Origin of the sequence: Streptosporangium sp. NPDC050284 (genome assembly GCF_044459525.1) — a bacterium.
Taxonomy (GTDB): Bacteria; Actinomycetota; Actinomycetes; order Streptosporangiales; family Streptosporangiaceae; genus Streptosporangium.
The window spans coordinates 73,396-97,284 of record NZ_JBITIZ010000014.1 but is presented as its reverse complement, the minus strand read 5'-3'; the positions used below and the strand labels follow the sequence as shown (position 1 = coordinate 97,284).

24 protein-coding genes are annotated in these 23,889 nt (G+C 70.2%); 8 read left to right on the top strand and 16 right to left on the bottom strand.

Going from position 1 to position 23,889, the window contains the following annotated elements; genetic code table 11:
* Positions 1-135: 135 nt before the first annotated feature.
* From ACIBH4_RS29145 to ACIBH4_RS29115, 7 genes are all read right to left on the bottom strand, one after another.
* The gene (locus ACIBH4_RS29145; RefSeq protein WP_362765230.1) at positions 136-777 is read right to left on the bottom strand and encodes a Uma2 family endonuclease; all 642 of its coding nucleotides are present in this window, start codon (positions 775-777) and stop codon (positions 136-138) included.
* A gap of 26 nt (positions 778-803) precedes the next feature.
* Complete coding sequence (locus ACIBH4_RS29140; protein WP_362501933.1) at positions 804-1,466, bottom strand: adenosylcobinamide amidohydrolase; 663 nt, start codon at positions 1,464-1,466, stop codon at positions 804-806.
* Positions 1,467-1,582: 116 nt separating this feature from the next.
* Complete coding sequence (locus ACIBH4_RS29135) at positions 1,583-2,356, bottom strand: ABC transporter ATP-binding protein (protein ID WP_362501931.1); 774 nt, start codon at positions 2,354-2,356, stop codon at positions 1,583-1,585.
* Positions 2,353-2,511: a hypothetical protein gene (locus tag ACIBH4_RS29130; RefSeq protein ID WP_399173181.1), complete on the bottom strand. Its 159-nt coding sequence runs from the start codon at positions 2,509-2,511 to the stop codon at positions 2,353-2,355. Before ACIBH4_RS29130 ends, ACIBH4_RS29135 begins: the two co-directional genes overlap by 4 nt.
* Complete coding sequence (locus tag ACIBH4_RS29125; protein WP_362502250.1) at positions 2,508-3,494, bottom strand: iron ABC transporter permease; 987 nt, start codon at positions 3,492-3,494, stop codon at positions 2,508-2,510. The genes ACIBH4_RS29130 and ACIBH4_RS29125 overlap by 4 nt, the downstream gene beginning before the upstream one ends.
* 293 nt (positions 3,495-3,787) lie before the next feature.
* On the bottom strand, positions 3,788-4,741 hold the full coding sequence (locus ACIBH4_RS29120) for an ABC transporter substrate-binding protein (protein WP_362501927.1): 954 nt from the start codon (positions 4,739-4,741) through the stop codon (positions 3,788-3,790).
* A 364-nt stretch (positions 4,742-5,105) separates the two neighbouring features.
* Entirely contained in the window at positions 5,106-5,960 is an 855-nt protein-coding gene (locus tag ACIBH4_RS29115; protein WP_350947378.1) for a Gfo/Idh/MocA family oxidoreductase, read from the bottom strand.
* A 159-nt stretch (positions 5,961-6,119) separates the two neighbouring features.
* Here ACIBH4_RS29115 and ACIBH4_RS29110 point away from each other — a divergent pair, with 159 nt between their 5' ends.
* Positions 6,120-6,701, top strand: coding sequence for a histidine phosphatase family protein (locus ACIBH4_RS29110; RefSeq protein WP_362501924.1), 582 nt, complete (start codon positions 6,120-6,122; stop codon positions 6,699-6,701).
* Positions 6,702-6,756: 55 nt separating this feature from the next.
* On the opposite strand, the gene ACIBH4_RS29105 is transcribed toward ACIBH4_RS29110, so the two are convergent.
* The 3 genes from ACIBH4_RS29105 to ACIBH4_RS29095 all read right to left on the bottom strand — a co-directional run bounded on the left by ACIBH4_RS29105 (position 6,757) and on the right by ACIBH4_RS29095 (position 8,235).
* On the bottom strand, positions 6,757-6,999 hold the full coding sequence (locus tag ACIBH4_RS29105) for a hypothetical protein (RefSeq protein WP_362501922.1): 243 nt from the start codon (positions 6,997-6,999) through the stop codon (positions 6,757-6,759).
* A 138-nt stretch (positions 7,000-7,137) separates the two neighbouring features.
* Positions 7,138-7,374 (bottom strand): DUF397 domain-containing protein, encoded by a 237-nt coding sequence (locus ACIBH4_RS29100; protein ID WP_350947375.1) that lies wholly within the window; start codon positions 7,372-7,374, stop codon positions 7,138-7,140.
* Positions 7,375-8,235 carry a helix-turn-helix domain-containing protein gene (locus ACIBH4_RS29095; RefSeq protein WP_386200457.1) on the bottom strand — a complete coding sequence of 287 codons (861 nt, stop codon included), beginning with the start codon at positions 8,233-8,235 and terminating at the stop codon, positions 7,375-7,377.
* Between the two features lie 316 nt (positions 8,236-8,551).
* Here ACIBH4_RS29095 and ACIBH4_RS29090 point away from each other — a divergent pair, with 316 nt between their 5' ends.
* Positions 8,552-8,983 (top strand): ATP-binding protein, encoded by a 432-nt coding sequence (locus tag ACIBH4_RS29090; protein ID WP_362501920.1) that lies wholly within the window; start codon positions 8,552-8,554, stop codon positions 8,981-8,983.
* A 339-nt stretch (positions 8,984-9,322) separates the two neighbouring features.
* Positions 9,323-11,719: a helicase-associated domain-containing protein gene (locus ACIBH4_RS29085; protein WP_362765233.1), complete on the top strand. Its 2,397-nt coding sequence runs from the start codon at positions 9,323-9,325 to the stop codon at positions 11,717-11,719.
* A 32-nt stretch (positions 11,720-11,751) separates the two neighbouring features.
* Here the strand turns inward: ACIBH4_RS29085 and ACIBH4_RS29080 are convergent, their stop codons facing one another.
* Positions 11,752-12,774 carry an ABC transporter substrate-binding protein gene (locus ACIBH4_RS29080; RefSeq protein ID WP_362501916.1) on the bottom strand — a complete coding sequence of 341 codons (1,023 nt, stop codon included), beginning with the start codon at positions 12,772-12,774 and terminating at the stop codon, positions 11,752-11,754.
* An 84-nt stretch (positions 12,775-12,858) separates the two neighbouring features.
* Here ACIBH4_RS29080 and ACIBH4_RS29075 point away from each other — a divergent pair, with 84 nt between their 5' ends.
* The 3 genes from ACIBH4_RS29075 to ACIBH4_RS29065 are packed head-to-tail and all read left to right on the top strand — an operon-like array spanning position 12,859 to position 15,889.
* Positions 12,859-13,947 carry a FecCD family ABC transporter permease gene (locus ACIBH4_RS29075; protein ID WP_399173229.1) on the top strand — a complete coding sequence of 363 codons (1,089 nt, stop codon included), beginning with the start codon at positions 12,859-12,861 and terminating at the stop codon, positions 13,945-13,947.
* On the top strand, positions 13,944-15,098 hold the full coding sequence (locus tag ACIBH4_RS29070) for an iron chelate uptake ABC transporter family permease subunit (protein ID WP_362501912.1): 1,155 nt from the start codon (positions 13,944-13,946) through the stop codon (positions 15,096-15,098). Before ACIBH4_RS29075 ends, ACIBH4_RS29070 begins: the two co-directional genes overlap by 4 nt.
* Positions 15,095-15,889 (top strand): ABC transporter ATP-binding protein, encoded by a 795-nt coding sequence (locus ACIBH4_RS29065; protein ID WP_362501910.1) that lies wholly within the window; start codon positions 15,095-15,097, stop codon positions 15,887-15,889. The genes ACIBH4_RS29070 and ACIBH4_RS29065 overlap by 4 nt, the downstream gene beginning before the upstream one ends.
* A gap of 15 nt (positions 15,890-15,904) precedes the next feature.
* Here the strand turns inward: ACIBH4_RS29065 and ACIBH4_RS29060 are convergent, their stop codons facing one another.
* Positions 15,905-17,566: a DUF885 domain-containing protein gene (locus ACIBH4_RS29060; RefSeq protein ID WP_362765238.1), complete on the bottom strand. Its 1,662-nt coding sequence runs from the start codon at positions 17,564-17,566 to the stop codon at positions 15,905-15,907.
* Positions 17,567-17,718: 152 nt separating this feature from the next.
* Between ACIBH4_RS29060 and ACIBH4_RS29055 the strand changes: the two genes are divergently transcribed.
* Positions 17,719-18,039, top strand: a complete 321-nt coding sequence (locus ACIBH4_RS29055; protein WP_350947367.1) for a co-chaperone GroES — start codon at positions 17,719-17,721, stop codon at positions 18,037-18,039.
* A gap of 102 nt (positions 18,040-18,141) precedes the next feature.
* On the opposite strand, the gene ACIBH4_RS29050 is transcribed toward ACIBH4_RS29055, so the two are convergent.
* Positions 18,142-19,104, bottom strand: a complete 963-nt coding sequence (locus tag ACIBH4_RS29050; RefSeq protein ID WP_362501907.1) for a hypothetical protein — start codon at positions 19,102-19,104, stop codon at positions 18,142-18,144.
* 277 nt (positions 19,105-19,381) lie between these two features.
* Between ACIBH4_RS29050 and ACIBH4_RS29045 the strand changes: the two genes are divergently transcribed.
* Positions 19,382-21,418, top strand: a complete 2,037-nt coding sequence (locus ACIBH4_RS29045) for a phosphatidylglycerol lysyltransferase domain-containing protein (RefSeq protein ID WP_362765241.1) — start codon at positions 19,382-19,384, stop codon at positions 21,416-21,418.
* Here ACIBH4_RS29045 and ACIBH4_RS29040 read toward each other — a convergent pair.
* The 3 genes from ACIBH4_RS29040 to ACIBH4_RS29030 all read right to left on the bottom strand — a co-directional run bounded on the left by ACIBH4_RS29040 (position 21,366) and on the right by ACIBH4_RS29030 (position 23,823).
* Entirely contained in the window at positions 21,366-21,644 is a 279-nt protein-coding gene (locus ACIBH4_RS29040; RefSeq protein WP_362501903.1) for a hypothetical protein, read from the bottom strand. The two genes, ACIBH4_RS29045 and ACIBH4_RS29040, sit on opposite strands and share 53 nt — an antisense overlap.
* A 168-nt stretch (positions 21,645-21,812) precedes the next feature.
* Positions 21,813-22,643, bottom strand: coding sequence for an ABC transporter permease (locus ACIBH4_RS29035; protein ID WP_362501901.1), 831 nt, complete (start codon positions 22,641-22,643; stop codon positions 21,813-21,815).
* Positions 22,644-22,812: 169 nt separating this feature from the next.
* Complete coding sequence (locus ACIBH4_RS29030) at positions 22,813-23,823, bottom strand: ATP-binding cassette domain-containing protein (RefSeq protein WP_362765244.1); 1,011 nt, start codon at positions 23,821-23,823, stop codon at positions 22,813-22,815.
* Between the last annotated feature and the right edge of the window lie 66 nt (positions 23,824-23,889).

Sequence of the window (23,889 nt, the reverse complement as noted above, 5' to 3'; positions counted from 1 at the left end):
ACGTCCACGCCCCGTCGCGGACAGTTACGCAAAGTCTAATCCCGGCGGCCCCTCCGGCGCGACAATGTATACCGATCGAAGATCACCCAAAGCGGCCCGGCCCTTTCGGCTCCGGTCCTTTCGATCCCGGATCCCTCAGCTCCGGTCCCTTCGGTCGCGGGGACGCAGCAGCACCGCGGGATCGAAGGAGACCTCGAACGGGGCGAGCAGGCTCGTCACCTCTCCGGCCTCGTGCTTCTCCGCTGCCTTGTACTCGTCACCGGCGAGCTCGTGAACGTGGACGGACGGCCCGTCGGACAGCTCGATCCGCCAGTAGACGGGAATTCCCGCCGCCGCGTAGGCGGCCCTCTTGAGGTGGCGGTCCCGCGCCCGGGTGCTCGGACTCACCATCTCGACGGCGAGGAGGATGTCGCGCGGCGCGAACATCAGCTCCGTCTCGTCGACGGCCTCGGCGGGCACCACGACCAGGTCGGGGATGAAGAAGTCACGTCTGCTCCCCCGGAGATTGACCTCCGGCAGCGGCTCGAACTCCGGCGGCGCGGCGTCTTCGAGAATTCGCGCGAGACGCAAGATTGCACGCTGGTGCAGGGGGACAGGAGAGGGACTCACCAGCAGGCTCCCGTTGAAGAGCTCGTAGCGGTTCCCGTCGTCGGGGAACGTGAGCAGGTCGTCGACGGTGAACGGCGGCTCTCCGTGGAGAACCGTCCGTCTGGTCGTCGGCTCCGTCGTCGCCATCGCGGTCACCTGCTCAGTATCGGGAGTCTCGCCCTCGCCCACGTGCTACTTCCCTCGATTTCCTTACTTTAAGTAGCTGAAGTATCACGGTTCGACCATCGGTGGGCGCCCTGGCGGACGGCGGTGTGGACGGCGCGGGCGACGCGGGCGCCCCAGGTGGAGCGGGGACCGCCGAAGAGCTCCTCCGGCCCCCCGGGAATCCGCTCGGGGGCGACCACGCAGACGGCGTCGGAGGCGGTGCCGGTGCAGGGGAAACCGGCCTCCAGTAGTGCCTGGGTCTTCGCCTCGGTCACCGTCATGACCGTGTTGACCAGGGCGGCGTCGCTCATCGCGACCGGGACGGCGACGACGATGTTGATCGTTCCCGGCAGCAGCATGGGGGCCAGTTCGGGGTCGGCGGCGCCTTCGGGGGCGGCGGCCCAGGTGGGGACACGCAGGCCGACGGTCGCCACCACCTCCACTCCCCCGTCGTGAGCCCGGGTGAAGTGCTCGACCGAGGCCGCGGTGAGCATGCCGACCCCGGGGCCAGGCGGAGCGAGCTCCAGGAGGTGGTCCACCGGGTCCATCCGCGAGTACCCGGCGACCACCTGCGCGTTGAGCACCCAGGCGGCCGGACCGATGCCGCCGCCGACCATCGCCGAGGAGATCGCCCGCCGGCCTGGCCCGAACTCCCACAGCAACGAGGCGAGCCGCGCTCCGTCCTCGTCGCGATGGCTCAGTCTCGGAGACACCCCATGTGTCGGCGACGGTCTCGGTGATGCGCCGTGTGAACCTCGGATCCGCTCCGGGACGTCCAGCCCAACCTCGTATCCGCTCACGAACGCCTCCGAACGATTTCCCGTCTCGCTCAAGGACGCTCCAGATGGACCTCGGGCCTGCCGCCGGGACCGGCCGCGACACGCACACGGGCGTCGAAGTGCTCACCGATCAGCTCGCCCGTGAGCACCTCGGCCGGGGCGCCCGAGGCGGCCACCCGTCCGCCGGAGAGCAGCATCATCGAGTCGGCGTACTGACCCGCCAGGCTCAGGTCGTGGAGCGTCGTGACGACGGTGAGCCCGTCGGCCAGCCTGAGCCGGTCCACGAGTTCCAGCACCTGCTGCTGGTGTCCCAGGTCGAGGGCCGTGGTGGGCTCGTCGAGCAGGAGCACCCGGGCCTGCTGGACCAACGCCCTGGCGAGCACGACACGCTGGCGCTCGCCACCGGACAGGTGGGCGAGCGGGCGGGCGGCGAGGGGCGACAGATCCAGGCGCTCCAGCACCGACACGGTCACCTCGCGGTCGTGACGGCTCTCACGGCCCAGGTAGGGGATGTACGGGGTGCGGCCGAGCAGGGCGTAGTCGAACACGGTCATGTCGGCCGGCAGCGCCGGGGACTGCGGGGCGTAGGCGAGCAGCCCGGCCCGCTCCCTGGCCTTGAGCCGCCGCAGCGGCACGTCGTCGACGAGCGCCTCCCCCTCGAAGGGCAGCACCCCCGCCAGCGCCCTCAGCAAAGTGGACTTGCCCGCGCCGTTGGCCCCGATGACGGCCAGCCAGCCGCCGGTCCGTACGTCGAGCCCGACACCGGACAGCACCGGGCGCCGGTCCAGCACCACCGACAGGTCCCTCACCACCAGGTGGCTCACCGCATCTCCCCTTCGCGCGGCGCGCGGGTCACGGCCGCGCGCCCACCGTACGGGCGGAACCGCGCCTTCTTCTCCCGGATCACGTACGGCCTCATGGTCTCGACTCCGAGCACGTGCGTCACGGTCTCGACTCCGCGGGTCACGGGCCGCCTCATGTCTCGACCCTGCGGGTCACGCGCAGCACGGCCACGAAGAACGGCGCGCCGACGAACGCGGTCACCACCCCGATGGGCAGCTCGGCGGGGGCGAGCACGGTCCTGGCGATCAGGTCGGCGAGGACGAGGAAGGCGGCTCCGCCGATGAGCGAGATCGGCAGCACGATCCGGTACGACGACCCGGCGAGGCGACGGACCACGTGCGGCACGACGATGCCGACGAAGCCGATCAGCCCGCTCACCGCGACGGCCGCCGCGGTGGCGAGGGAGGCGGCGAGCAGCACGACGAGGCGGACGCGGGTCGCGTTCAGGCCGAGGGTGACCGCCTCGTCGTCGCCGACCGAGAGCACGTCGAGAAGCCTGCCGTGAAGCAGCATGACCACCACGGAGACGGCGGCGTACGGGACGACGAGCGTGACCTGGCCCCAGCCGCCGCCGACGTCGCCGAGGATCCAGGCGTAGATGCGCTGGAGCTCCTCCACCTTGAGCTGTTGCAGGAACGTCTGGACGGCGGTGAGGAAGGAGGTGACCGCGACGCCCGCGAGTACCAGCGTCGCGGTGCCGCCGCCCCGGCCCGCCGCGCTGCCCAGCGCGTAGGCGAGCAGCACACCGCCGACGGCCCCGGTGAAGGCCGCGGCGGGGATGCCGATCGCCTCGACGTCGCCACCGGTGAAGACGATCGCCGCCGTGGTCGTGAGACCGGCGCCCGCCGCGGCTCCCAGCAGGTAGGGATCGGCGAGCGGGTTGCGGAAGACACCCTGGTATCCGGCTCCCGCGACGGCCAGCAGGCCACCGACGATCGCGGCGAGCAGGACCCGGGGCAGCCGCAGTTCGGTCAGCAGGCCCAGCTCGACCGGGGCGAGTCCCGAGTCCGCCGAGACGAACGGCAGCCAGTCGAGCAGCTGGAGCATCACGCTGGTCGGCGCGATGTCCGCCGCGCCGACCAGCAGCCCGGCGAGCATGCTCGCCAGGAGCACCGCCATGGCCGCGAGCGCCACCAGCGGGCTCAGCCTGGCCGCCTGCCTCCCCCGGGCATCGGCCTTCCGAGCCGCGCCGACGTCCGTGCCCGTGCCCGTGCCGGTGCCGGCGTTCGTGTTCGTCTCGGTGTCTGTACCGGTACCGGGGTCCGTGCCCGCGTTCGTCTCGATGCCGGGGTCCGTGTCGGCTGAAGGCGACGATCCGGAGGCCGCGTCGCCGGGACTCACCGACGGTCCGGAGTGCGGCCCTCGTCCTTCGAGGCGGCGAGGAGACATCTGCCGTTTTTTCCTGACACCGATCAGCCCGCCGACACCTTCTGAACGGCGTCGCCGATCTGCTCGGCGAGGTCGACGACGCGCGGCCCCCAGCGGGAGGCGATGTCGTCGTCGAGGAGGATGACCCGGTCGTTCTTGATGGCGGAGAGCTTGGACCAGCCGGGACGCTTGGCGAGGGTGTCCTTGGACTGGGCGCAGCACTTGGTGTCGGCCAGGAAGACGAGGTCGGGGTCGGCCTGGGCGACGAACTCGGCAGAGAGCTTGGGATAGCCGCCGGCCGGGTCGGGAGCCTCGTCGGCGATGTTCGTCATGCCGAACAGCCCGTAGATCTGGCCGAGGAAGGTGGTGGAGGTGACCGAATAGGGGGTGGTGTCCAGCTCGTGGTAGTAGGTGAGCTTCGCGTCCTTGGGTGCGGCCGCGGTGATCTCGTCGAGCCGCTTTCTCATCCCGGCGACGAGTTCGGCGGCCCTGTCGCCGTTGCCGGTGGCGTCGCCGAGGTCGGCGATCTGGTCGTAGGCATCGTCGAACTTGGTCGCGGCGGGCTCCAGCAGCACGGGGACGCCGACCTTGCCCAGCGCGGCCACGACGCCACCGATGTCGTTGGCGACCACGACCAGGTCGGGTTTCCTGGCGATGATCGCCTCCACGTTCGGCTTGAAACCGGACAGGTCGCTCTTCGGCGCCTCGGCGGGATAGGTGGACTGGTCGTCCACCGCCACGACCTGCGGTCCTGCGCCGATCGCGAAGAGGCTCTCGGTCGCGCTTGGCGACAGCGAGACGATCCGCTCGGGTCTCTTTGCGACGACGACGGGGCCGTTGCCCGCTTCGACGGTGACGGGGAAGCCCGCCGAGGGAGTGGCCGCCGCAGGGGCGGTCGGGGACAGGGCTGGGGACGGGGCTGGGGAGCTCTGGCCGCATCCGGCCAGGGTCAGCGCGGCGAACAGGGCACCGGCGAGGGCGCTGCGTACGGGCCTCACACGAGGTCCTTTCAGTTGCCGGAACCGAGAGACCCAGGAGAGACGGGTCACCCTTTTCCACGAGGGTCTGCGTCGACGCGGCGGAGGCGACCTGGCTCGACCCCTCGGGGTCATGACAGTTGCGGGACAGCGCCGGACTCACACCGGACTTCGCTCACGCTGCGCGTCAGACGAACGGTATCAATTCCCCAGAACGTCCTTCGAGGGTCCCCGGGTGTCGAGACCTTCGACACACGCCCTCCGGCGAACCGCTCTCCGGTGAACCTCTCCGTCGCGCGCCCTGCGGTGAACCGTTCCTCGCCTCTTCGACGAACCGCCCTCAGCCGAGTCGCACCTCGGCCGAACCACTCATCGCCGCCGTCCCTCAGCCGAACTGCTCCTCGGCGGCGGCGATGATCTCCTGCAGGCGCAGGCCGTGCGCGGCGTCCAGGGGGTGGCCACCGCCGCGCCGTACGGTACGCGTGAACTCGGTGAGCATCAGGGAGAAGATGTCGGAGCCCAGCCGGGTGCCGTCGAGGGACTCCCTGCCGAGGCGCCCGTAGATCTCGACCTCGGAGGGCGGGTTCTCACCCGGCACGCTCATGCACAGCGATGCCTCGCTCACCGCGCCGGTCTCGTGCTCGAGCAGCAGTCCGACCCAGCCCAGCGGGTTGCCGTGCGCCCGGACCCCGACGACCCTGCCGAGCGCCGCGTCCAGCATGTCGATCATGTGCGGCCCGACGTCGAGGATCGCGCCGCGCTCCAGACGCCAGGAGGTGGCGAAGGCCCCACCGAGCATCGCCCCCGAGACGTTGGCCGCCCGCCCGCCGAACGGCTCGATCGCCGACACCCTGGCCAGGAAGGCGCGGGTGGCGGGTGAGTAACGCCAGGTGAGGACCATCTGCGAGGCCACTCCCGCCTCGGCGACCGCCTCGGCCAGCCGCCGTGCCCCGTCCAGGTCGGCGGCGAGCGGTTTCTCCAGCAGCAGCGCCTTGCCCGCCTTGGCGGCGCGAACCCCCAGCTCCGCCTGTACGGCGGGCGGCACCGAGAACGCGACCGCCTCGCAGTTGTCGAAGAGTTCCTCGATCCGTTCGAAGACCGGGGCGCCGAACCTCGCCGCGGCCTCGGGGCGACGTGCCCACACGCCCGCCAGACGCGTGTTCGGACCAGCCGCCAGCATCGGCGCGTGCACCATCTCGGCCCATGGTCCGGCGCCGACCAGACCTACAGATAACGTCACTAATCCAGTTTCGCATGCTCCCTCCCCCCCAAACGCGTGCTCCGGGTGTATGCCGTGCTCAGTCCGTGCTCAGTCCATCAGCCGTCCATGGGCCGTCCGTGAGCCGTTCATGAGCCGCCGACGACCGGCACAGGCCATACCGGCATGATGGTGGGCACCATGAATCAGATGACTCTGTTGCGACACGGCGAGACCGAATGGAGCCGGGACGGCCGGCACACCGGACTCACCGACATGCCGTTGACCCCCAAGGGCGAGGACCAGGCGCGGGCGCTCGCCCCGCTGATCGCGGGCCTGACATTCGACCTGGCCCTGGTGAGCCCGGCCGGTCGTGCGAGGAACACCGCCGAGCTGGCCGGGATCAAGGAGTACGAGATCGAGCCCGATCTGTGGGAATGGGACTACGGCGGCTACGAGGGCATCACCACCCCGAAGATCCGTGAGGGCCGCCCCGGCTGGTATCTGTGGCGTGACGGCGTCGTTCCCGGCGACGCCGACCATCCCGGCGAGAGCGCGGAGCAGGTGGGCGCCCGCGCCGACCGGGTGATCGCCCGCGCCGGGGCCGTGGAGGGCGACGTGGTCCTCGTCGCCCACGGTCACTTCCTGCGGGTCCTGTGCGCCCGCTGGCTCAGACTGTCTCCGCAGGACGGGCGGCTCTTCCGGCTGGACACCGGAACCTACTCCCGGCTCGGCTTCGAGCACGGCGAGCCGGTGATCCTCGCCTGGAACGCCCCCGTCTGACCTCTGAAAACCGCCGGGCCGAGCGCCGTCACGTCGTACGGGGTGGAGGTCTCGGTCAGGCTGCGGCGGCGACGGGCTGGGGACCGCGGCCGGTCAGCCATTCGAGGACCTTGCGATGACCGTGGCAGGCGTCCTCGAAGTGACCCCAGCGCCAGTAACGTGGCTGGTCGCGCACTCCGGTGACCCATGTGCGGTAGGACACCGGAGTGGACGCACCTTCCCCTGTGGCCGCCGAGGCGACGCCGTAAGTGCGGATCACGACGCGCCCGCCTGGCGCGAACAGCACGTCGTCTGCCACCGGATACAAGGTCATCTGGTCGAGCACGGTTTGAGCCCCCAATCACTGTGATCTCAAACTCTTCCGCGCCGATCCACTCCCCCGGTTACATCATCGGCGCGTCGCGGTTAACCCGGCCGCCCCGATGTAAAAACGGTGTTACACCGTTAAACCGTCGAACTCCCCATCCTTCACCCCGAGCACCAGGGCACGAATCTCGTCCCGCGTGTAGATCAGGGCAGGCCCCTCGGGAAAACGCGAGTTGCGGACCGCGATGCTGCCATCCGTCAGTTCGGCCAGCTCGACGCAGTTACCCGTCGAGTTGCTGTAGCGGCTCTTGCGCCAGCTGGCCCCGGCAAGGTCAGTGGCGGGCATGCCGTTGTAGGTCTGCTTCATTTACATCTCTCTGAGAAGGTCGCCGAGGATCTCGGCGGTGCCCCCGGGCGTGGTGCTTTCCACGCACAACTGCTCCATGGCCGTGAGGTATGGATCGATGTCCTCACGTTTGTCCAGGTAGAGGGCACCCCAGAGCTGCTCGACATAGACGACGTCCGACAGGTCGGACTCGGGAAACCGCAAGATGCTGAACGCACCACCCTCGGCCGCGTGCATGCCGAATCGGAAGGGCATCACCTGAAGGGTGATGTTGGGAAGCGAGGACACTTCCAGCAGGTGCTGGAGTTGTTCACGCATGATCTCCTTACCTCCGATGGGACGCCTCAGGGCCGCCTCGTCGATGACCGCCCACAACCGAGGGCCGTCTTTCCTCGTCAGGCGATCCTGCCGCTGCATGCGCATATGCACACGACGCTCGATCTCCGCCTCCGGCACGTCCGGGTAGCCCAACCGGATCACGGTGCGCGCGTAGGCGGACGTCTGCAGCAGGCCGGGAACGAACTGCACCTCGTAGGTGCGGATCATGTTCGTCGCCTCCTCCAGCCCCACGTAGGTGGTGAACCAGTTCGGCAACAGGTCGCCGTACTTGTGCCACCAGCCCGGGGTGTTCGCCTCGCGGACCATCTCCAGCAGGCCGCGCCGTTCTGCGTCGTCGAGCACGCCGTACAGGGTGAGCAGGTCTTCCACGTCACGTGTCTTGAAACCGACGCGGCCGAGTTCCATACGGCTGATCTTGGACTCCGAGGCACGGATGTGAAATCCCGCGACCTCTCGGGCAAGTCCCTTCTCCTCACGCAACCGGCGCAGGCTGGCGCCGAGCATGATTCGCCGAACGGTGGAACCGGTACCGGGCGGATCCATGGACACGTAGTGCTCCTCGCTCGCTTTCCTGATCGACAGTCTGTCACTTCATGGCCAAAGAATCCTTGGCCATGACCAAGATCCCCTTTCGTCCGTAATCACCCAATCAGGGGTAACGGTAGCGGTTGCACAGGTCTTATGCACGTGCATTCGCTCTTGCACCTGCACGGGAGTTTGCACCATGATGACGGCTGTGCAGTCCGCCCAAACCGCGCCCCCCCGAGCGTCAACGTCATGGACGGCTCTCGACTGGTGGCCCCCCGCCGGCTGGTGGCCCGATTCCGCGCGTGATCTTCTTCCCAGGTCCCCGGTAGCCATGGCCAGCGCCACATTCGTCCTCCCGCCACAGGCCGAGTCCGTCCACTCCGCCCGCAGCTTCGCGACAGGCACCCTCACCGGCTGGAACCTCGCCGAACTGGGCGAGAACATGGAGCTGGTGGTCTCGGAGCTGGCGACCAACGCCTTCAGGCACGGCCTGAGGCTGGCCGAGTCACGCGCCAGGGAGCCGATCCGGCTCTCCCTGCTCCGGCGGGACGGGCTGGTCGCCTGCACGCTCAACGACCCGGGGGCCGGCTTTCCCGCCCTCCGTGACCCCTGCCCCCTCGACATCGGCGGCCTCGGACTGCACATCGTCGAGTCGCTGAGTCTCCGATGGGGCTGGGCACCGCTCGCCCCGTACGGCAAGATCGTGTGGGCCGTCCTTCGGACGGGCCCGTGCGAAGAGCCGGATCCCTTCGACCGCCCGTAGTCCCTTCCCCTCTCCCCGGAGGGCCCCTCGAACGCCCTCGGGTCCGCCCATCACCCCGGGCCCGAGGTTCTCCCAGGGCTCCGACGACCTTCTCCGCTCCCCCGAGCCTCTACCGACCCTCCCGGACGGCGCCGCCCCTTCCCTTTCCAAAGGCGCCGATCGGTCCCGGGGCCGCCCCCCTCCCGTCTCGCGGCCCCGGGACCGGTCAGATCCGGGTGGAGAGTTTTATAACGCATCGCATTCTGCGCGGTAGATGCCGTCAGAGATGTCCTCTGCATTACCGTGGATGTTTATGGCTCACGGAGAGTCCCCGCGCGAGATTCCTGAGAGAGCTGCGAGATGGACGATCACCTGCTCGGCTGGTTGAAAACCCTCGACGAAGAACGGCTCGCCCGAGTTCTGGCCAACCGGCTGGACGCCATCGCCCCACCGTGGCCACGCCGCCTGGACACCCTGGCGCAGCGGCTGGGCAACGGGTTCGCGGTGATGGAGGTCATGCGCGGCCTGCCGCTGCCCTCGCTGGAGGTGGCGCAGGCCTCGCTCGCCCTCGGCGAGCAGGCCGGATCTGACACGGTGGCCCGGTTCATGGGCGTGCCCGAGGCCGAGGTCGCCCCCTGGCTCGACCTGCTGTTCGACCACGCGTTGGCGTGGCCGGACGCCGAGGGCCGCATCCGCGTGGCCGAGGGGGTCGCCCGGTGGTGGACGGCGCCCTGCGGGCTCGGCGACCCGATTCCCCACTACCTGAACTCCTGGACGGTCAGCGCCGACGCGTTGCGCGGGCTGGCCAGGGCCCTCGGCCTTCCGCAGGGCCCCAAGCGGCGCACGGTCATCAGGGTGACCGAGATCCTCTCCGATCCGGAGCGGGTGATCGCACTTCTGGAGAAGGCTCCGGACGGCACGAGAGGGCTGCTGGAGGAGTTCGCCTGGGACGGCCCGGTCCGCGACGTGGACGGCGGCAGGTTCGTGGTGCCCGGATCTCCGGAGAAGTGGGCGGCCGACCACGGCCTGCTCTTCCGGCCCAGCTGGAACATGGCCGAGATGCCTCGTGAGGTGGCGCTCGCGCTGCGCGGCCCCGACTACCACCCTCCCTTCACCCCCCTCCCACCCGACCTCGCCACCATCCCCGTCGACCCCGAGGCCGTCGACCACCTGATGACGCTCGCCGCACCGCACGTGGTGGAGCGCTGCGCCGCCATGTTGGAGAACACCGCGAAGTTCCCGCTGCCGCTGCTCAAGGCGGGCGGGGTCGGGGTGCGCGAGGTCCGGCGGGTGGCCAAGGACACCGGCTGCGACGAGGACGAGACCCGGTTGCTGCTCGAGGTGTGCGCGGTGGCCCGGCTGCTCGCCTGGGACGAGCCCGCCGGAGGGCTGGTGCCCACGGAGAAGTTCGACCGCTGGCGGCTGGACGACGCCGCCGCCAGGCTCAGGGTGCTGCTGTCGGCGTGGTGGCGGATGGAGCGTTCGTCGCTACGGAAGATCGACGGCAAGTACGGCACGGTGCTCGGCGACGACCCGGCGGGGGCCATGGTCGCCCGCGCCAGGCGGGCGCTGCTCGGCGTGCTGGCCCGGCTGCCCGCCAACACCGCCTGCACCGACCTGGCGGGGCTGGTCAGGTCCGCGCACTGGCACGCGCCGCTGCTGGACCGGGCGCTGCTGGCCGAGTGCGCCCCCGCCGTGCTGGAGGAGGCCCGCGTGCTCGGGCTGGTCGCCCTCGACACGATCACCGATCTCGGCCGGGCGATGGCCGGTCTCGACGCCTTTCCCGGCGACGAGATCGACGACTCGTCGCCCATCGTGGAGAACGACCCCGTACTGGTCGAGTGCTCCACCAGAGCGCTCGCCAGCGTGCGGCGGAGCGCTCTCTTCGGCGCCGATCTCACCGCCGTGGTGACCGGCCCGCCCGCCGGTGAGCTCGCCGAGCTGCTCGACCGGGCCGCCGAACGCGAGTCGCGAGGCGCGGCCTCGGTGTGGCGGTTCACCCCGGCCAGCGTGCGCCGTGCCATGGACTCCGGTTACACCGCCGAGGGCCTGCTGGCGGACCTGGCGGAGGTGGGCGCGGTGCCGCAGCCCCTCGACTACCTCGTCCACGACGTGGCCAGGCGGCACGGCGAGGTCACCGTGACCACGGTCGCCTGCATCGTGCAGGCCTCCGATCCGGTGCTGCTCGCCGAGATCGCCGGGCATCGGCGGCTGGGCCGGTTGGGCCTGCGGCTGCTCGCCCCGACCGTGCTGGCCAGTTCGCAGCCCGCCGACAAGACCCTCGCGGCGCTGAGGGAGAACGGTTACGCGCCGGTGCCGATCGAGGACACCGGTGAGATCACCATCCGCAGGGCCCGCGTCGAGGAGCCACGGAACGGACGGCTCATCCTGCTTCCCGGGGGCAGGGTGGCCGAGTTGGAGCAGCCTTCGTACCCGCTGGTGGAACCGCCTCCCGATCCGCGCGAGCACGCCCAGCGCCTGCTCGTCGCCGAGGGCGAGGCGTCCAAGTCCGCCGGCAGGACGTGGGCGGTCATCGGCCGTATGGCCTCTCGTCTGCCGACCGCCCAGCAGTCGCTGCTCGGCTTCGTCGTCGACCGTGGCGTACGGGCGGCGATCACGCTGACCGACGGCCTGACCGCCACCATCAGCCACGGCGAGCTGCGCAGCGGCGTGCTCGACGCGTGGTGTGAGGAGGCGGGCGACTACCTGGAGTTCCCGCTGGCCGACATCGTGGAGGTCCGCGGCACCTACGCCTGATCCGAACGAGTCGGCCCGCGACGGCGTGACGACTACAGCTTTTTCGCCTTGGCGAGGTCGGCGTTGAGCTGCTCCAGCACGTCGGCGTAGCCCTGGTAGCTGTAGCGCTCCTCGGCGTGCCACTGGTAGACCTGTCCCGCCTTGACCGCGGGCAGCCCGGCGAAAGTCGGCTTCTTCTTCATCTCCTCGGGCCGCATCGACTGGGAGCGGGCGTCCACCAGGATCACGTCCGCCTGGTAGGTGTCGGCGTTCTCCCAGCTCAGGGTCTGCCAGTAGCCGCCTTCGTCGACCTTCTCCGGCACCACGACGTCCAGGCCGAGCTCCTTGAAGTAGCGCACGTCCGCGTGCGCCTCGGGGTTGGCCACCCACATCGCCTCCGGCCCGCCCGCCATGACCATGACTTTCAGGCTCTTGCTGTGCGGGGTGACGAGCGCGGCGGAGGCGGCGTCGAACCTGGCCTTGGCGGTGGCCACCTCGGGGGCGTCGAGATCCGCGCCGAGAGCGGCGGCGACCTGCCCGTACCTCTCAATGATCTTGGGCACCGACATTTCCATCTGGCTGACGCCGAGGGTGGGGGCGACCTGCTCGATGGTGGCGGCGGACTTCTCCGGCACGTACCAGAGGGCGTCCTTGGCGTACATGCCGCTGACCAGCAGGTCCGGCTGCAGGGAGATGTACTTCTCGACGTTGAACTCGTCCCACACGTTGCCGAGGGACTCGACCTTGGTGATGTCGACATCACCGACCTGGGGATCCTTCGTACCGTCCTTGAGCCGGTGCGGCCCGAAGACGGCGATCGGCCGGACGCCGAAGTCCCACAGCGCCGCGGCGGCGCCGACCTGGGCGACGACCCGGGCCGGGCGGCTGGGCACATCGATCTTCTTCCCACGGTCGTCGGTGAAGGTCCAGGGGCCCGCCGAGGGGGAGGTCGCGGCCGACGGGCCGCCCGTCGCCGCGGTCGTCGTCTCCGTTCCGCTCCCGCAGGCGGTCAGGACGAACACGAGACCGAGGCCCGCGGCCATGAACCCCCGCCGGGGAAGGACAGGTCGGGACATTTCTCACTCCAATGGATAGGCTTACCTAAATTGACTTCTACGTTAGATTAGCCTTGCCTAAGCATTACCGAAGAAGAGGGGTACCTGGTGAGCAGGGCCGGTGTGACCACGGCCGCGTCCGAGACGCCCGGGAAACCGGACGGGTCGCGTCCCAGGCGAGCAGGAGGGCCGAGCAGGCGCCCGGTGACGCTCGTGGCCGGGCTGCTGGTGGGGCTGGCCGCGCTGGTGCTGCTCACGATGGTCAGCATCGCGGTGGGATCGCGCTCGGTCCCGCTGTCCACGGTCCTGGACGCGCTGCTCACGCCCGACGGGTCCCCGGACCACACGGTCATCAGGGAACTTCGCGTACCGAGGACCCTGATCGGCATCGGCGTGGGCGCGGCACTCGGCCTGGCCGGGGCGCTGATGCAGAGCCTCACCCGCAACCCGCTCGCCGACCCCGGACTGCTCGGCGTCAACCAGGGCGCCATGTTCGGGGTGACGGTCGCGATCGGACTGCTCGGGGTGGGCGACCCCTCCCTCTACGTCTGGTTCGCGTTCGCCGGCGCGGCCGCCGCCGCCGCGCTCGCCTACGCGCTCGGCTCCGCCGGGCGCTCGGGTGGCGGGCCGGTACGGCTCACCCTCGCCGGTGTCGCGCTGGGCATGGTCTTCAACGCCGCCGCCTCGGCGATCCTGCGGACCGACAACGCGACCTTCGACCGGATGCGGTTCTGGCTCACCGGCTCGCTGGCCGGAGTGAGCGGCGACGTCGCGATACGGCTCGCCCCGTTCCTCGCGGCCGGACTGGTGCTCGGACTGCTGCTCGCCAAACCGCTCAACGCCCTCGCACTCGGCGACGAGGCGGGACGCGCGCTCGGCGTGAACATGGCCCGCACGCGCGGGCTCACCGCGATCGCCGTCACCCTGCTGTGCGGAGCCGCCACCGCCGCCGCCGGACCGCTCTGGTTCGTGGGCCTGGCCGTGCCACACGCGGTGCGCGCCCTCACCGGGCCCGACCAACGCTGGGTCCTGCCCTACACCCTCGTGCTCGCCCCCGTGGTGCTGCTCGGCTCCGACATCCTCGGCCGGGTCGTCGCCGCCCCCGGCGAGGTGCAGGTGGGCATCATGTGCGCGGTCGTCGGCGCCCCGGTGTTCATCCTGCTCGCCCGCCGCCGGAGGCTCGCCGCCCTATGAAGATCACCTCACGGCGGACGGACACCCCGAAGACCCGCCGCACGAACCCTCTCCTGAGAATCACCTCACGGACGACACCCGCCGCGGAGACCCTCCACTTCGCGAACGGCTCACCGCGAACACCCGCGGCGAAATCCCTCCCCACCGCCCTGCGCCTGCGTTCCTGGTCGCTGCGACTCCCACCGCGCGGTCTCGCCGCCGGGGCCGCCGTCACCCTCCTGGGACTGGCCGTCAGCCTCGTCGCGCTGTCCACCGGCGAGTTCACCGTTCCCATCCCCGACATCGTGGCCGCGCTGTTCGGCGAGGGGCCTCCGGTCGCCGAACTCATCGTGAGCCGCCTGCGGGCGCCGCGTGTGGTGACCGGCCTGCTGGTCGGCGCCGCGTTCGGGCTGAGCGGCGCCATCCTCCAGAGCCTCACCCGCAACCCGCTCGGCAGCCCCGACTTCATCGGCTTCACCGCCGGGGCCTCCACCGGGGGCATCGCCGCCGTCATCCTGGGCGGCACCGCCTGGCAGATCGCGGGAGCCTCCCTCGCCGGGTGCGTCCTCTCCGCACTGGTGGTCTACGCCCTCGCCTACCGGCGCGGGGTGCAGGGCTACCGGCTGATCCTGGTCGGCATCGGGGTCGGCGCGCTGCTGGTCTCCGCCGACTGGTACATGCTCACCCGCGCCGACATCAACGACGCCGCCACCGCGGGAGCGTGGATCACCGGCAGCCTCAGCGGGCGCGGCTGGGAACACGCGATCCCGGTCGCGTACGCGCTGGCGGTGCTCCTGCCCGTCTGCGCCTGGCTGTCTCGCCCGCTGCGGATGATGGAGATGGGCGACGACGCGGCCAGGGCCGCGGGCATCCGCGTCGAGCCGGTGCGCGCGACGGCGATCGCCGTCGCGGTGCTGCTGTGCGGGGTCGCCGTCGCCGCCGCCGGACCCGTGATCTTCGTGGCGATGGCCGCACCGCAGCTGGCCCGCCGGATCACCCGCTCCCCCGGCGTCACCCTGCTCACCTCGGCGCTGACCGGCGCCACCCTGCTGGTCGGCGCCGACCTGGCCGCACAGCGCGTCTTCGCACCGGTGCAGTTACCGGTCGGGATCATGACCGCCGCGATCGGCGGGATATACCTGGTGTTTCTACTCCGGAGGGAACGACGTTGAGACTGTACGGCACCGACCTGACGCTCTCCTACGACAAGCGCGTGGTGGCCAGCGACCTGAACGTCACGATCCCCGACGGGTCGTTCACCGTGATCATCGGCCCCAACGCGTGCGGCAAGTCCACCATGCTGCGCGCCCTGGCCCGCATGCTCAAGCCCCGCGCGGGGACGGTCCACCTGGACGGGGCCGCGATCACCTCGCTGCCGTCCAAAGAAGTGGCGCGCAGGCTGGGCCTGCTGCCGCAGAGCTCGATCGTGCCCGACGGCATCACGGTCGCCGACCTGGTGGGCAGAGGCCGCTACCCGCACCAGCGGCTGATGCGGCAGTGGTCCCGCGAGGACGAGGTCGCGGTGGCGGCGGCGATGGAGTCGACCGACGTGACCGAACTGGCGGACCGCTGCGTGGACGAGCTCTCCGGCGGCCAGCGCCAGCGGGTCTGGCTGGCGATGGCGCTCGCCCAGGAGACGCCGATCCTGCTGCTCGACGAACCGACGACCTTCCTGGACATCGCCCACCAGATCGAGGTGCTCGACCTCTGCGCCGACCTGCACGAGCGAGGCAGGACCCTCGTCGCCGTACTGCACGACCTGAACCAGGCCTGCCGCTACGCCACCCACCTGATCGTGATGCGCGACGGCCGGATCGTCGCCGAGGGCGACCCCTCCTCGATCATCACGGCCGCGCTGGTGGAGCAGGTCTTCGAACTGCGCTGCGAGATCATCGAGGATCCGCAGAGCGGCACCCCGCTGATCGTCCCCGAGACCCGCCGCCGCGCCCCCGTCCGCGCCTAGGCGCGATCCCGCCGCTCAGCCCTCCAGCGCGACCCGGCGGGCCAGTCCCAGGGGGAGCCCGCCGGAACCGGCCAGCGTGTCGTGGAAGGCGCGCAGGTCGCCGCGGCCCGCGGCCAGGTAGTCGTCGCGGATGCGGTCGATCTCCAGGGCACCGGTGAGGTAGGAGGGCGCCTGGGTGGGCCACGCGCAGTAGCGGTCGACCTCGCCCCTCGCCGTGCCGGGGGTGAGCGACGATCTCGTGGTCATGTACTCCTCCGCCTGCTCGATCGTCATGTCGCCGCAGTGCAGTGAGGTGTCGACGACGATGCGGGCCGCACGGAAGAGCCTGAAGTCAAGGTGGGCGAGCTCCTGGGCCGGAGTGGTGAAGTAGCCCTGCTCGTGCATGAGCTTCTCGACGTACAGGCCCCAGCCCTCGGCGAAGTACGGGGTGCGAAACAGCCTGCGGGCCCGCCGGGGGTTGTCCGCCACCCACGACAGGTGCCAGTGGTGGCCGGGGTAGGCCTCGTGGACGGCGATGGAGGGCATCTGCGCCCTGGCGTTGGTACGCAGCCGCTGGCGGATCTGGTCCTCGGTGAAGGACGAAGGGGTGTACGGGACGAAGAAGTGCCCGATCCTGGAGGTCGACAGAGGCGGGGGCGACATGTAGGAGGCGACGGAGACGATGGGCCGCTGGAACTCCGGCGACGGGACGACCCTGCACTCCTCGCCCCGCGCGAAGGTCACCAGGCCGCGCTCGCGGACGAACCTCCTGGCCCGCTCCGTCTCGGCCTCGTACTCGGCCCGCATGTCCTCCAGCGTCGGCGCGTGGTCGTCCTGGAGTTCGGTGATGACCGCGTGCCAGTCACCGGAACCGCCGTCCAGCCTCGCCGCGACCTCGCGCATCCGCGCGTCCAGCTCGTCGTAGGCGGCCTGTCCCCGATCGCGCAGCTCGCCGGCGCCGTAGCCGAGCATCTCCCGCTCACGCAGCAGGGCGGAGTAGAGCTCCTCCCCCATCCGCCAGGTGCCGGTCGCCCGGAAACCTTCGAGGAACCCCACCAGCTCGTCGAAGGCCGCCGCCGCGGGTTCGGCCGCGGCCGCCAGCCGGGCGCGCAGGGCCTCGTCGGCGACCTGGCCGGGGACCGTCTCGGTGAGGAAACGCCTGGCGGTCCGCGACTGGCCCAGCCCTCGCTGGACCAGCAGCGGAGCCGCCAGGGCGGGATCGAGGTTCGCCCGGCAGGCGGCGATGACGTCCGGCACCTCGGCCAGCCGCGCGACGGCCGCGTCCACCAGTTCGGCCTCGGGAGACAGCCGCTGCAGGAACGGACCGAACATCGAGGAGAAGATCGGCCCCACGTAGGCGGAAGGATCGCGCCTCCAGAGGGGCCACGTCTCGTACGCGATCTCACCGCGCAGCATGGACATGACCAGCTCCCGGTCGATCTCGTCCTCGAAGCCCTCGGACCTTTCGGAGCCCTCGGACCTTTCGGAGCCCGCGGGACTTCCGGGGCTCTTGGGAGCCTGGACCTGCTGGAGGCGCTCCAGCCATCGGCGCATCTCACGCTCCCTGGCGAGGATGCCGGACTCGGTGAAGTCACCGAGAGTCCTGTCGTACCCCTGCGCGCCCGCGAGGGCGGCGTAGGAGGGATTCGCCGCCAGATACCAGTCGAGAAAGCCGCTCACGAGCTCAGGAGACGTCATAACGCCGGATCCTACTGGGCGGATGATCTCGTCACCGGTGTTGCCGCCCGCCGGTTCCCCCGCGGCCGGAATCACCCTGACGTGTGGGCCTCGGGTGGACCGGAGTGCGCGGACGAGCGAGCACGACCCCGCGGTTCCCATAAACTCGTCTCGTGGGTGACCCGAAATTCGAGATCCAGATGCTCCACGACCGCGTCATGGTCAAGATCGAGCAGGAGTCCGAGGAACGCCGCAGCACGGCCGGCATCGTCATCCCGGCGACGGTGAAGATGGCCAACCGTCTCGTCTGGGGTGAGGTCTGCGGCGCGGGCCAGAACGTCCGTGCGGTGAAGGTCGGCGACAAGGTCCTGTTCAACCCCGAGGAGCAGTACGAGGTCGAGGTCCACGGCCAGGTCTATCTGGTGATGCGCGAGCGCGACCTGCACGCCATCGCCACCCCGCAGACCGACAACGGCACCGGCCTGTATCTCTGACGCCGTCGGCCGGTGTCTTCCGGCCGCACCCGCCTCCTCGGTGTCTCCGGGAGAAACCGCCCGCGCACCGCACCCGTGCGCGGACGTCTCACACGCCGTCGGTCACCGCCGGGTGTAGCCGAGATAGAGCTTGTTGGACCAGTCGGAGGCGGAGAAGGCCGCCAGGACCCGCGTCACCTTGCCCTTCAGCGTGGACAGGACCACCTGGTAGTGGCCCGAGGAGGGGACGACGGCGATGAAGTGCGTCTCGTCCCACCAGCCCCACAGGGCCTTCGGCTTGATGCTCGGCACCTTGGTCGTGAGCTTGCCCGAGGTACGGTCCCAGACGCAGACGTGCTCGGTGTAGCTGGAGGGGCACCAGGTCATCAGGCCCCGCCCCGAAGGGGTGAAGGCGTCCTCCCCACCGGCGGGCCTGCCTGTCTTGGCCAGGGTGCGGCGGATCGCGCCGTCCTGCCCGTAGAAGCGGGTGCCCCCCGCGTATTCGGCCACGACGTCGACACCGTCGGAGCTCCAGCGGAACCTCGCGGCCTTGTCGACATTGGCCACGGTCACCGTCTTGGCGGTCTTCGCCACCGTGTCGACGACCACGAAGCCGGAGGTCACCCACGCGGATCCGCTCTTCCTCTCGACGGTCAGCACCGCCTTGTCGCCCCTGCGGTTCCAGTGGACGTAGTGCGCGACGAGCGGCTTCTTCACCGTACGGATCCTGGTGCTCTTGGAGGCCGCGAGGTCGAGCAGGACGACCGAGTCGTAGCCCTCCTGGTAGGAGGCGGGCACCGCGAGGGCCTTGGTCGCCTTCGGCGCGACCGTGATCTCCTGGTAGGCGGCCTGCCGGGTGAATCCGGCGCCCCTTCGCAGGTAGGTCATCTTGCCGAAGGAGTATGAGGTCACTCTGAGCGCGTCCTTGGAATCCTCCCTGACGGTGACCCGGGTGCCGGGCAACACGATGTCTACGGGCGCGGCGAGAGGCACGGCGGCGGGTGCGGCGGCGGCCGGCTCGGCGGCGTGTGCGGCCGCCGGAACCGGCACGAGCACCGAGACCATGAGCGCAAGGCTTCCAACCACTCTGTAAATCCCAGGAGTCACGGACACGGCGGCATCCTAAGCCGGAAAGCCCTCAAGATCGTGATCTAGAACGAATCGGTTAGAAAAGGTGTGAGAGAGAGGGAACGGGGTGAGGGGACACTGGAAGCGCGTGGGACGGGAAATCGGGAACACGAGCGAGCGACAAACCAGGAATACGAGTGGGCAACGCAAAGTCGCCCGGACGAAGTGGGCTGGATTCGACCACGGTGAGTCCTGTCATGGAGTTAGAGACCGTATCGCCGATTAATGTCCTCCCATGAGGGATCGGTCATGTGCGCCTCGCTCCTGGGTGCCCACCGCGGCCGGTTACGCGGCGATGGTGATCGGCGTCCTGGACATCGTCAGGGCCGTGCTGCCCGCGTTCAGGAGAAGCCGGGTCGGCGAACTCACCGGACTCCTGCCGGGGACGTTCACCTCGCTCGCCCAGGCCGCCTCGCTCGTCCTGGGAATCCTCATCGTCATGCTCGCTCACGGCCTCCGGCGCAGGAAGAGAAGGGCCTGGCAGGCGGTGATGGTGCTCCTGCCGCTGAGCGTTCTCACCGAGTTCCTGCACTCGCACCGCCCCTTCACCGCCCTCCTCAGCACGCTGGTCGTCGCCCTGCTCGTGATCAGACAGCGCGAGTTCTACGCCCTCTCCGATCCCCGGACCCGCTGGCGGGCGCTGTGGAACCTCCTCGCCCTGAGCGCCCTGGACATCGTCATCGGCTGGGTCGTGGTCAACGCACACCCCCGGACGATCATCGGTGATCCCAGTGCCGGAGAGCGGCTCCAGCACGTGCTGCTCGGCCTCATCGGGGTGGAGGGCCCGGTCGGATACTCCTCGGAGCGGACCGCCGACCTGGTCTACTTCTCACTCCTCGGTCTCGGCGCGCTCACCGCGGTGACGACCCTCTACCTCGCGCTGCGGCCGGAGAGGCCCGTCGCCGAGTTGGGCCCCGAGCAGGAGGCCGCGGTCCGTGAGCTGCTCGCCGGACACGGCGCCCGCGACTCGCTGGGCTACTTCGCGCTGCGCCGCGACAAGAGCGTCATGTTCTCCCCGACGGGCAAGGCGGTGATCGCCTACCGCGTGGTCTCGGGGGTCATGCTCGCCAGCGGCGATCCCATCGGGGACGTCGAGGCGTGGCCGGGCGCGATCAGGCGGTTCATGGAGGAGGCGGAACGGCACGCCTGGGTGCCCGCCGTGATCGGTTGCAGCGAGACGGGCGGCGAGGTCTGGACGAGGGAGGGCCGCCTGTCCGCCCTGGAGATCGGTGACGAGGCGATCGTCGACGTCGCCGGCTTCACCCTTGAGGGCAGGACGATGCGCAACGTCCGGCAGATGGTGAAGCGGGTGGAGCGCGCGGGCTACACCTGTCTCGTACGGCGGGTCGGGGATCTCACCGAGGCGGAGAAGGACCGGATCCGGCACGCCGCCGACTTCTGGCGCGGCACGGACACCGAGCGGGGCTTCTCCATGGCCCTCGGCCGCTTCGGTGACCCCGCCGACGCCGAATGCGTCGTCGTCACGGCGCACAGGCCCGCCGAGGGCGCCGGAAACACCGCGAAGACCACGGATTTCAGGGATTCCAGAAGTTCCACGGATCGCGAGTACGGCGAGGGCGACACGGACGGCACAGGCGGTGAGGAGGCCGGGGACGGCGACAGGGACGGCGAGGGCGACGTGAACGGCACGAGCGGCACCACCGGCGCGGGTGGTGAAGGCGGCGCGAGCCGCATGACCGGCGCGGACGGCGCGGACGGCGCGGACGGCGCGGACGGCGCGGACACCATAGGCGGCAAGGACGCCGCGAAGGACGAGCGCGAGCCGGGTGAGGACATCCGCGCCATCCTGCACTTCGTCCCCTGGGGGGAGCACGGCATCTCCCTCGACCTGATGCGCCGTGACCACTCCGCCGACCCGGGCCTCAACGACCTGCTCATCGTCAAGGCCCTGCAGGCGGCCCCGGCCCTCGGTGTGAGCGTGGTCTCGCTCAATTTCGCCATGTTCCGCGCCGCGCTCGCCAGGGGCGAGCGACTGGGTGCGGGCCCGATCCTCCGTCTCTGGTACGGCGTCCTGGTCTTCCTGTCCAGGTGGTTCCAGATCGAGTCGCTGTACAGGTTCAACGCGAAGTTCCAGCCGCTGTGGAAACCTCGCTTCCTCGTCTATCCCTCGGCGCGGGACCTTCCGCGGATCGGTCTGTCGGCGCTCCAGGCGGAGGCCTTCGTCTCCCTCCGCCTTCCCAGGATCGCCTTTCGCCGCGTCAGGCCCCTCCGCCCGGCGCCTCCCCGCACCTCACGCACTCCATCTCCATGACCATGGGAACGTGGTGGCGCCGGTGCTCGTAGAACCGGTGACCGAGCCCTGCGGCGACGAGCACCCCGCCGAGCAGCACAAGCATGAACGGCCCGTACTTCTCGTGCCCTATCAGACCCATGACGAGATGGGCTATACCGGCGGCGACGATGATCGCGCCGACGTTGAGCAGTTCCCTGTTGAGCGTCCACCCCGAGGCGGATCGTTCCCGTTCCGTCTCACTCATGCCCTCAGATTCGCTACGGTCAGTTACAGGCCCCGACGGATTCCGTCACCGCGATGTAAAACGCGGAGCGGCGATGTAAAACGCGGAGCATCTTCTCGCGGTGGCAAATGTTGTGACCCATTGAGAAACAGGATTTTCCCCGCCCGCACGAAAGATCTGACCACTCCGTCAGCCGCCGAGCCGGCGGAACCTGTGCGCCGACAACGGCAGGAAGACGGCGATCAGTAGTAGCGGCCAGATCACCGCCATGAGCGTGGCGTTCTGCACGATCCACGACTCCCCTGCCCAGCCCGGGTTGTCGAAGAGCCGTCTCGCCGCCGTGGCGGTGGCCGAGAGCGGGTTCCACTCCGCGATCGCGCCGAGCCAGCCGGGCATGGTGGCGGGGTCGACGAACACGCTGGACAGGAAGCCGACCGGCCAGACCAGGATCTGCACCGACGTCACCACCTCCGGTCCTCCCGCGACGAGGCCGATGTAGATCCCCACCCAGATCAGGGCGAAGCGCAGCAGCAGGAGCAGGCCCACGGCGACCAGCGCGTCGGGCACCCCTCCTCCGGCACGCCAGCCGAGCAGCAGCCCGGCCCCGATCATGACGGCCAGCCCGACGACCGAGTTGAGCATGTCGGCGATCCCGCGGCCCATCACGACCGCCGAGGCGCTCATCGGCATCGAACGGAACCTGTCGGTCACGCCCTTGGCCGCGTCGGTGGTGACCGCCATCATCGTGCTCTCCAGGCCGAAGAGCATCGTCATCGCGAACATGCCGGGGATCAGGAAGTCGAAGTAGCCGCCCCCGCCGGGGACGCCGATGGCGCCGCCGAACAGGCCGCCGAACATCAGCACCATCAGGACCGGGAAGAGCCATCCGACGGCGACCGTTCCCGGGCGACGGCCCCAGTGGCTCAGGTCGCGCAGGGTGATGGTCCAGGAGTCGGCCAACGCCCAGCCGAACCGGGCGAGCGGGGAGGCGGCGGGCGTGGTCGGGGTCGTCGTGCTCACGTGGATGCCTCCGTATCGAGGGTCGGGATCGTGGTATTCACGCGGATGCCTCCGCATCGGGGATCGTCGTACTCGGCGGGGGCCCACCGGGAACGGTGACCGTCCGTGCCGGGGCGCAGGGCGGCGATGTCCGTCCGGCCCCTTTCGCGGGAGAGCGAGGTCACGGTACTCACGCGGACGCCCCGGCGCGGGCGGTCGCGCTCTCGGCACCGCCCGTGAGGTGCAGGAAGACCTCGTCGAGCGTGGGGCGGCGCAGCGTGACGTCGACCGGTTCGACCCCGGCGTCGCCGAGCGCGGTGGCCATGGTGACGAGCGCCCGGGTGCGCTCGTCGACCGGGATGCTGACCCGGCGCGACTCGGCGTCCACGTGGACCTCGCCGGAGGCGACCCGCGCCGCGAGGGCCTCGGTCGCGGCCACGTCCGCCGGATCGGCGAGGACGATGTCGAGCCAGTCGCCGCCGATGGCGGACTTCAGCTCCTCCGGGGTGCCCTCGGTCACCACCCGGCCCGCCCCGAGCATGGTGATCCGGTCGGCCAGCCGGTCCGCCTCCTCCAGATACTGGGTGGTGAGCAGCACTGTCGTGCCGGAGCCGACCAGGTCGCGGATGGCCGACCACACCTCCTGGCGGGCGGCCGGGTCAAGGCCGGTGGTGGGCTCGTCCACGAAGAGCACCTGGGGCGAGACGATGAGGCTCGCCGCCAGGTCGAGCCGCCTGCGCATACCGCCGGAGTACTCGCCGACCGGCTTGGCCCCGGTGTCGGCCAGTGAGAACCGCTCCAGCAGCTCGTCGGCCCGCCTCCGCGCCCCGGCCGCGGGCAGATGGTTCAGCCTGCCGAACATCACCAGGTTCTGCCGCCCGCTGAGGATCTCGTCGACCGCCGCGTACTGGCCGACCAACCCGATCCGTTCGCGTACCTGCCGCGCCTGTGTACGGACGTCGAATCCCGCGACGCTCGCCCGGCCCGAGTCCGGGCGCAGCAGCGTGGACAGGATTCTGATCGCCGTGGTCTTGCCCGCGCCATTGGGGCCGAGCAGGCCGCAGACCGTTCCTGCCGCCACCTCCAGATCGAACCCGTTGAGACCCGTGCCATCGGCGGCACCCGCGTAGTTCTTTCGCAGGTCGTACGCGGCGATCGCCGTCGTGTCCCGTCCGGCCGCCCTCGCGTCTGCTGGTTTCACTCTTCGCACCCGTCTTCCCGTCCGGTACCTACCGGCAGTTCGCCCGACCTCTGCGCACTTCTAGAA

Excerpts from the sequence above, each read along its gene's own strand:
- ACIBH4_RS29080 (WP_362501916.1), bottom strand. The coding sequence starts at position 12,774 with ATGTCCCGACCTGTCCTTCCCCGGCGGGGGTTCATGGCCGCGGGCCTC.
- ACIBH4_RS29095 (WP_386200457.1), bottom strand. The coding sequence starts at position 8,235 with ATGGATCCGCCCGGTACCGGTTCCACCGTTCGGCGAATCATGCTCGGC.
- ACIBH4_RS29090 (WP_362501920.1), top strand. The coding sequence starts at position 8,552 with ATGGCCAGCGCCACATTCGTCCTCCCGCCACAGGCCGAGTCCGTCCAC.
- ACIBH4_RS29110 (WP_362501924.1), top strand. The coding sequence starts at position 6,120 with ATGAATCAGATGACTCTGTTGCGACACGGCGAGACCGAATGGAGCCGG.
- ACIBH4_RS29125 (WP_362502250.1), bottom strand. The coding sequence starts at position 3,494 with ATGGCGGTGCTCCTGGCGAGCATGCTCGCCGGGCTGCTGGTCGGCGCG.
- ACIBH4_RS29130 (WP_399173181.1), bottom strand. The coding sequence starts at position 2,511 with ATGAGGCGGCCCGTGACCCGCGGAGTCGAGACCGTGACGCACGTGCTC.
- ACIBH4_RS29060 (WP_362765238.1), bottom strand. The coding sequence starts at position 17,566 with ATGACGTCTCCTGAGCTCGTGAGCGGCTTTCTCGACTGGTATCTGGCG.
- ACIBH4_RS29040 (WP_362501903.1), bottom strand. The coding sequence starts at position 21,644 with ATGAGTGAGACGGAACGGGAACGATCCGCCTCGGGGTGGACGCTCAAC.
- ACIBH4_RS29085 (WP_362765233.1), top strand. The coding sequence starts at position 9,323 with ATGGACGATCACCTGCTCGGCTGGTTGAAAACCCTCGACGAAGAACGG.
- ACIBH4_RS29070 (WP_362501912.1), top strand. The coding sequence starts at position 13,944 with ATGAAGATCACCTCACGGCGGACGGACACCCCGAAGACCCGCCGCACG.
- ACIBH4_RS29045 (WP_362765241.1), top strand. The coding sequence starts at position 19,382 with ATGAGGGATCGGTCATGTGCGCCTCGCTCCTGGGTGCCCACCGCGGCC.
- ACIBH4_RS29100 (WP_350947375.1), bottom strand. The coding sequence starts at position 7,374 with ATGAAGCAGACCTACAACGGCATGCCCGCCACTGACCTTGCCGGGGCC.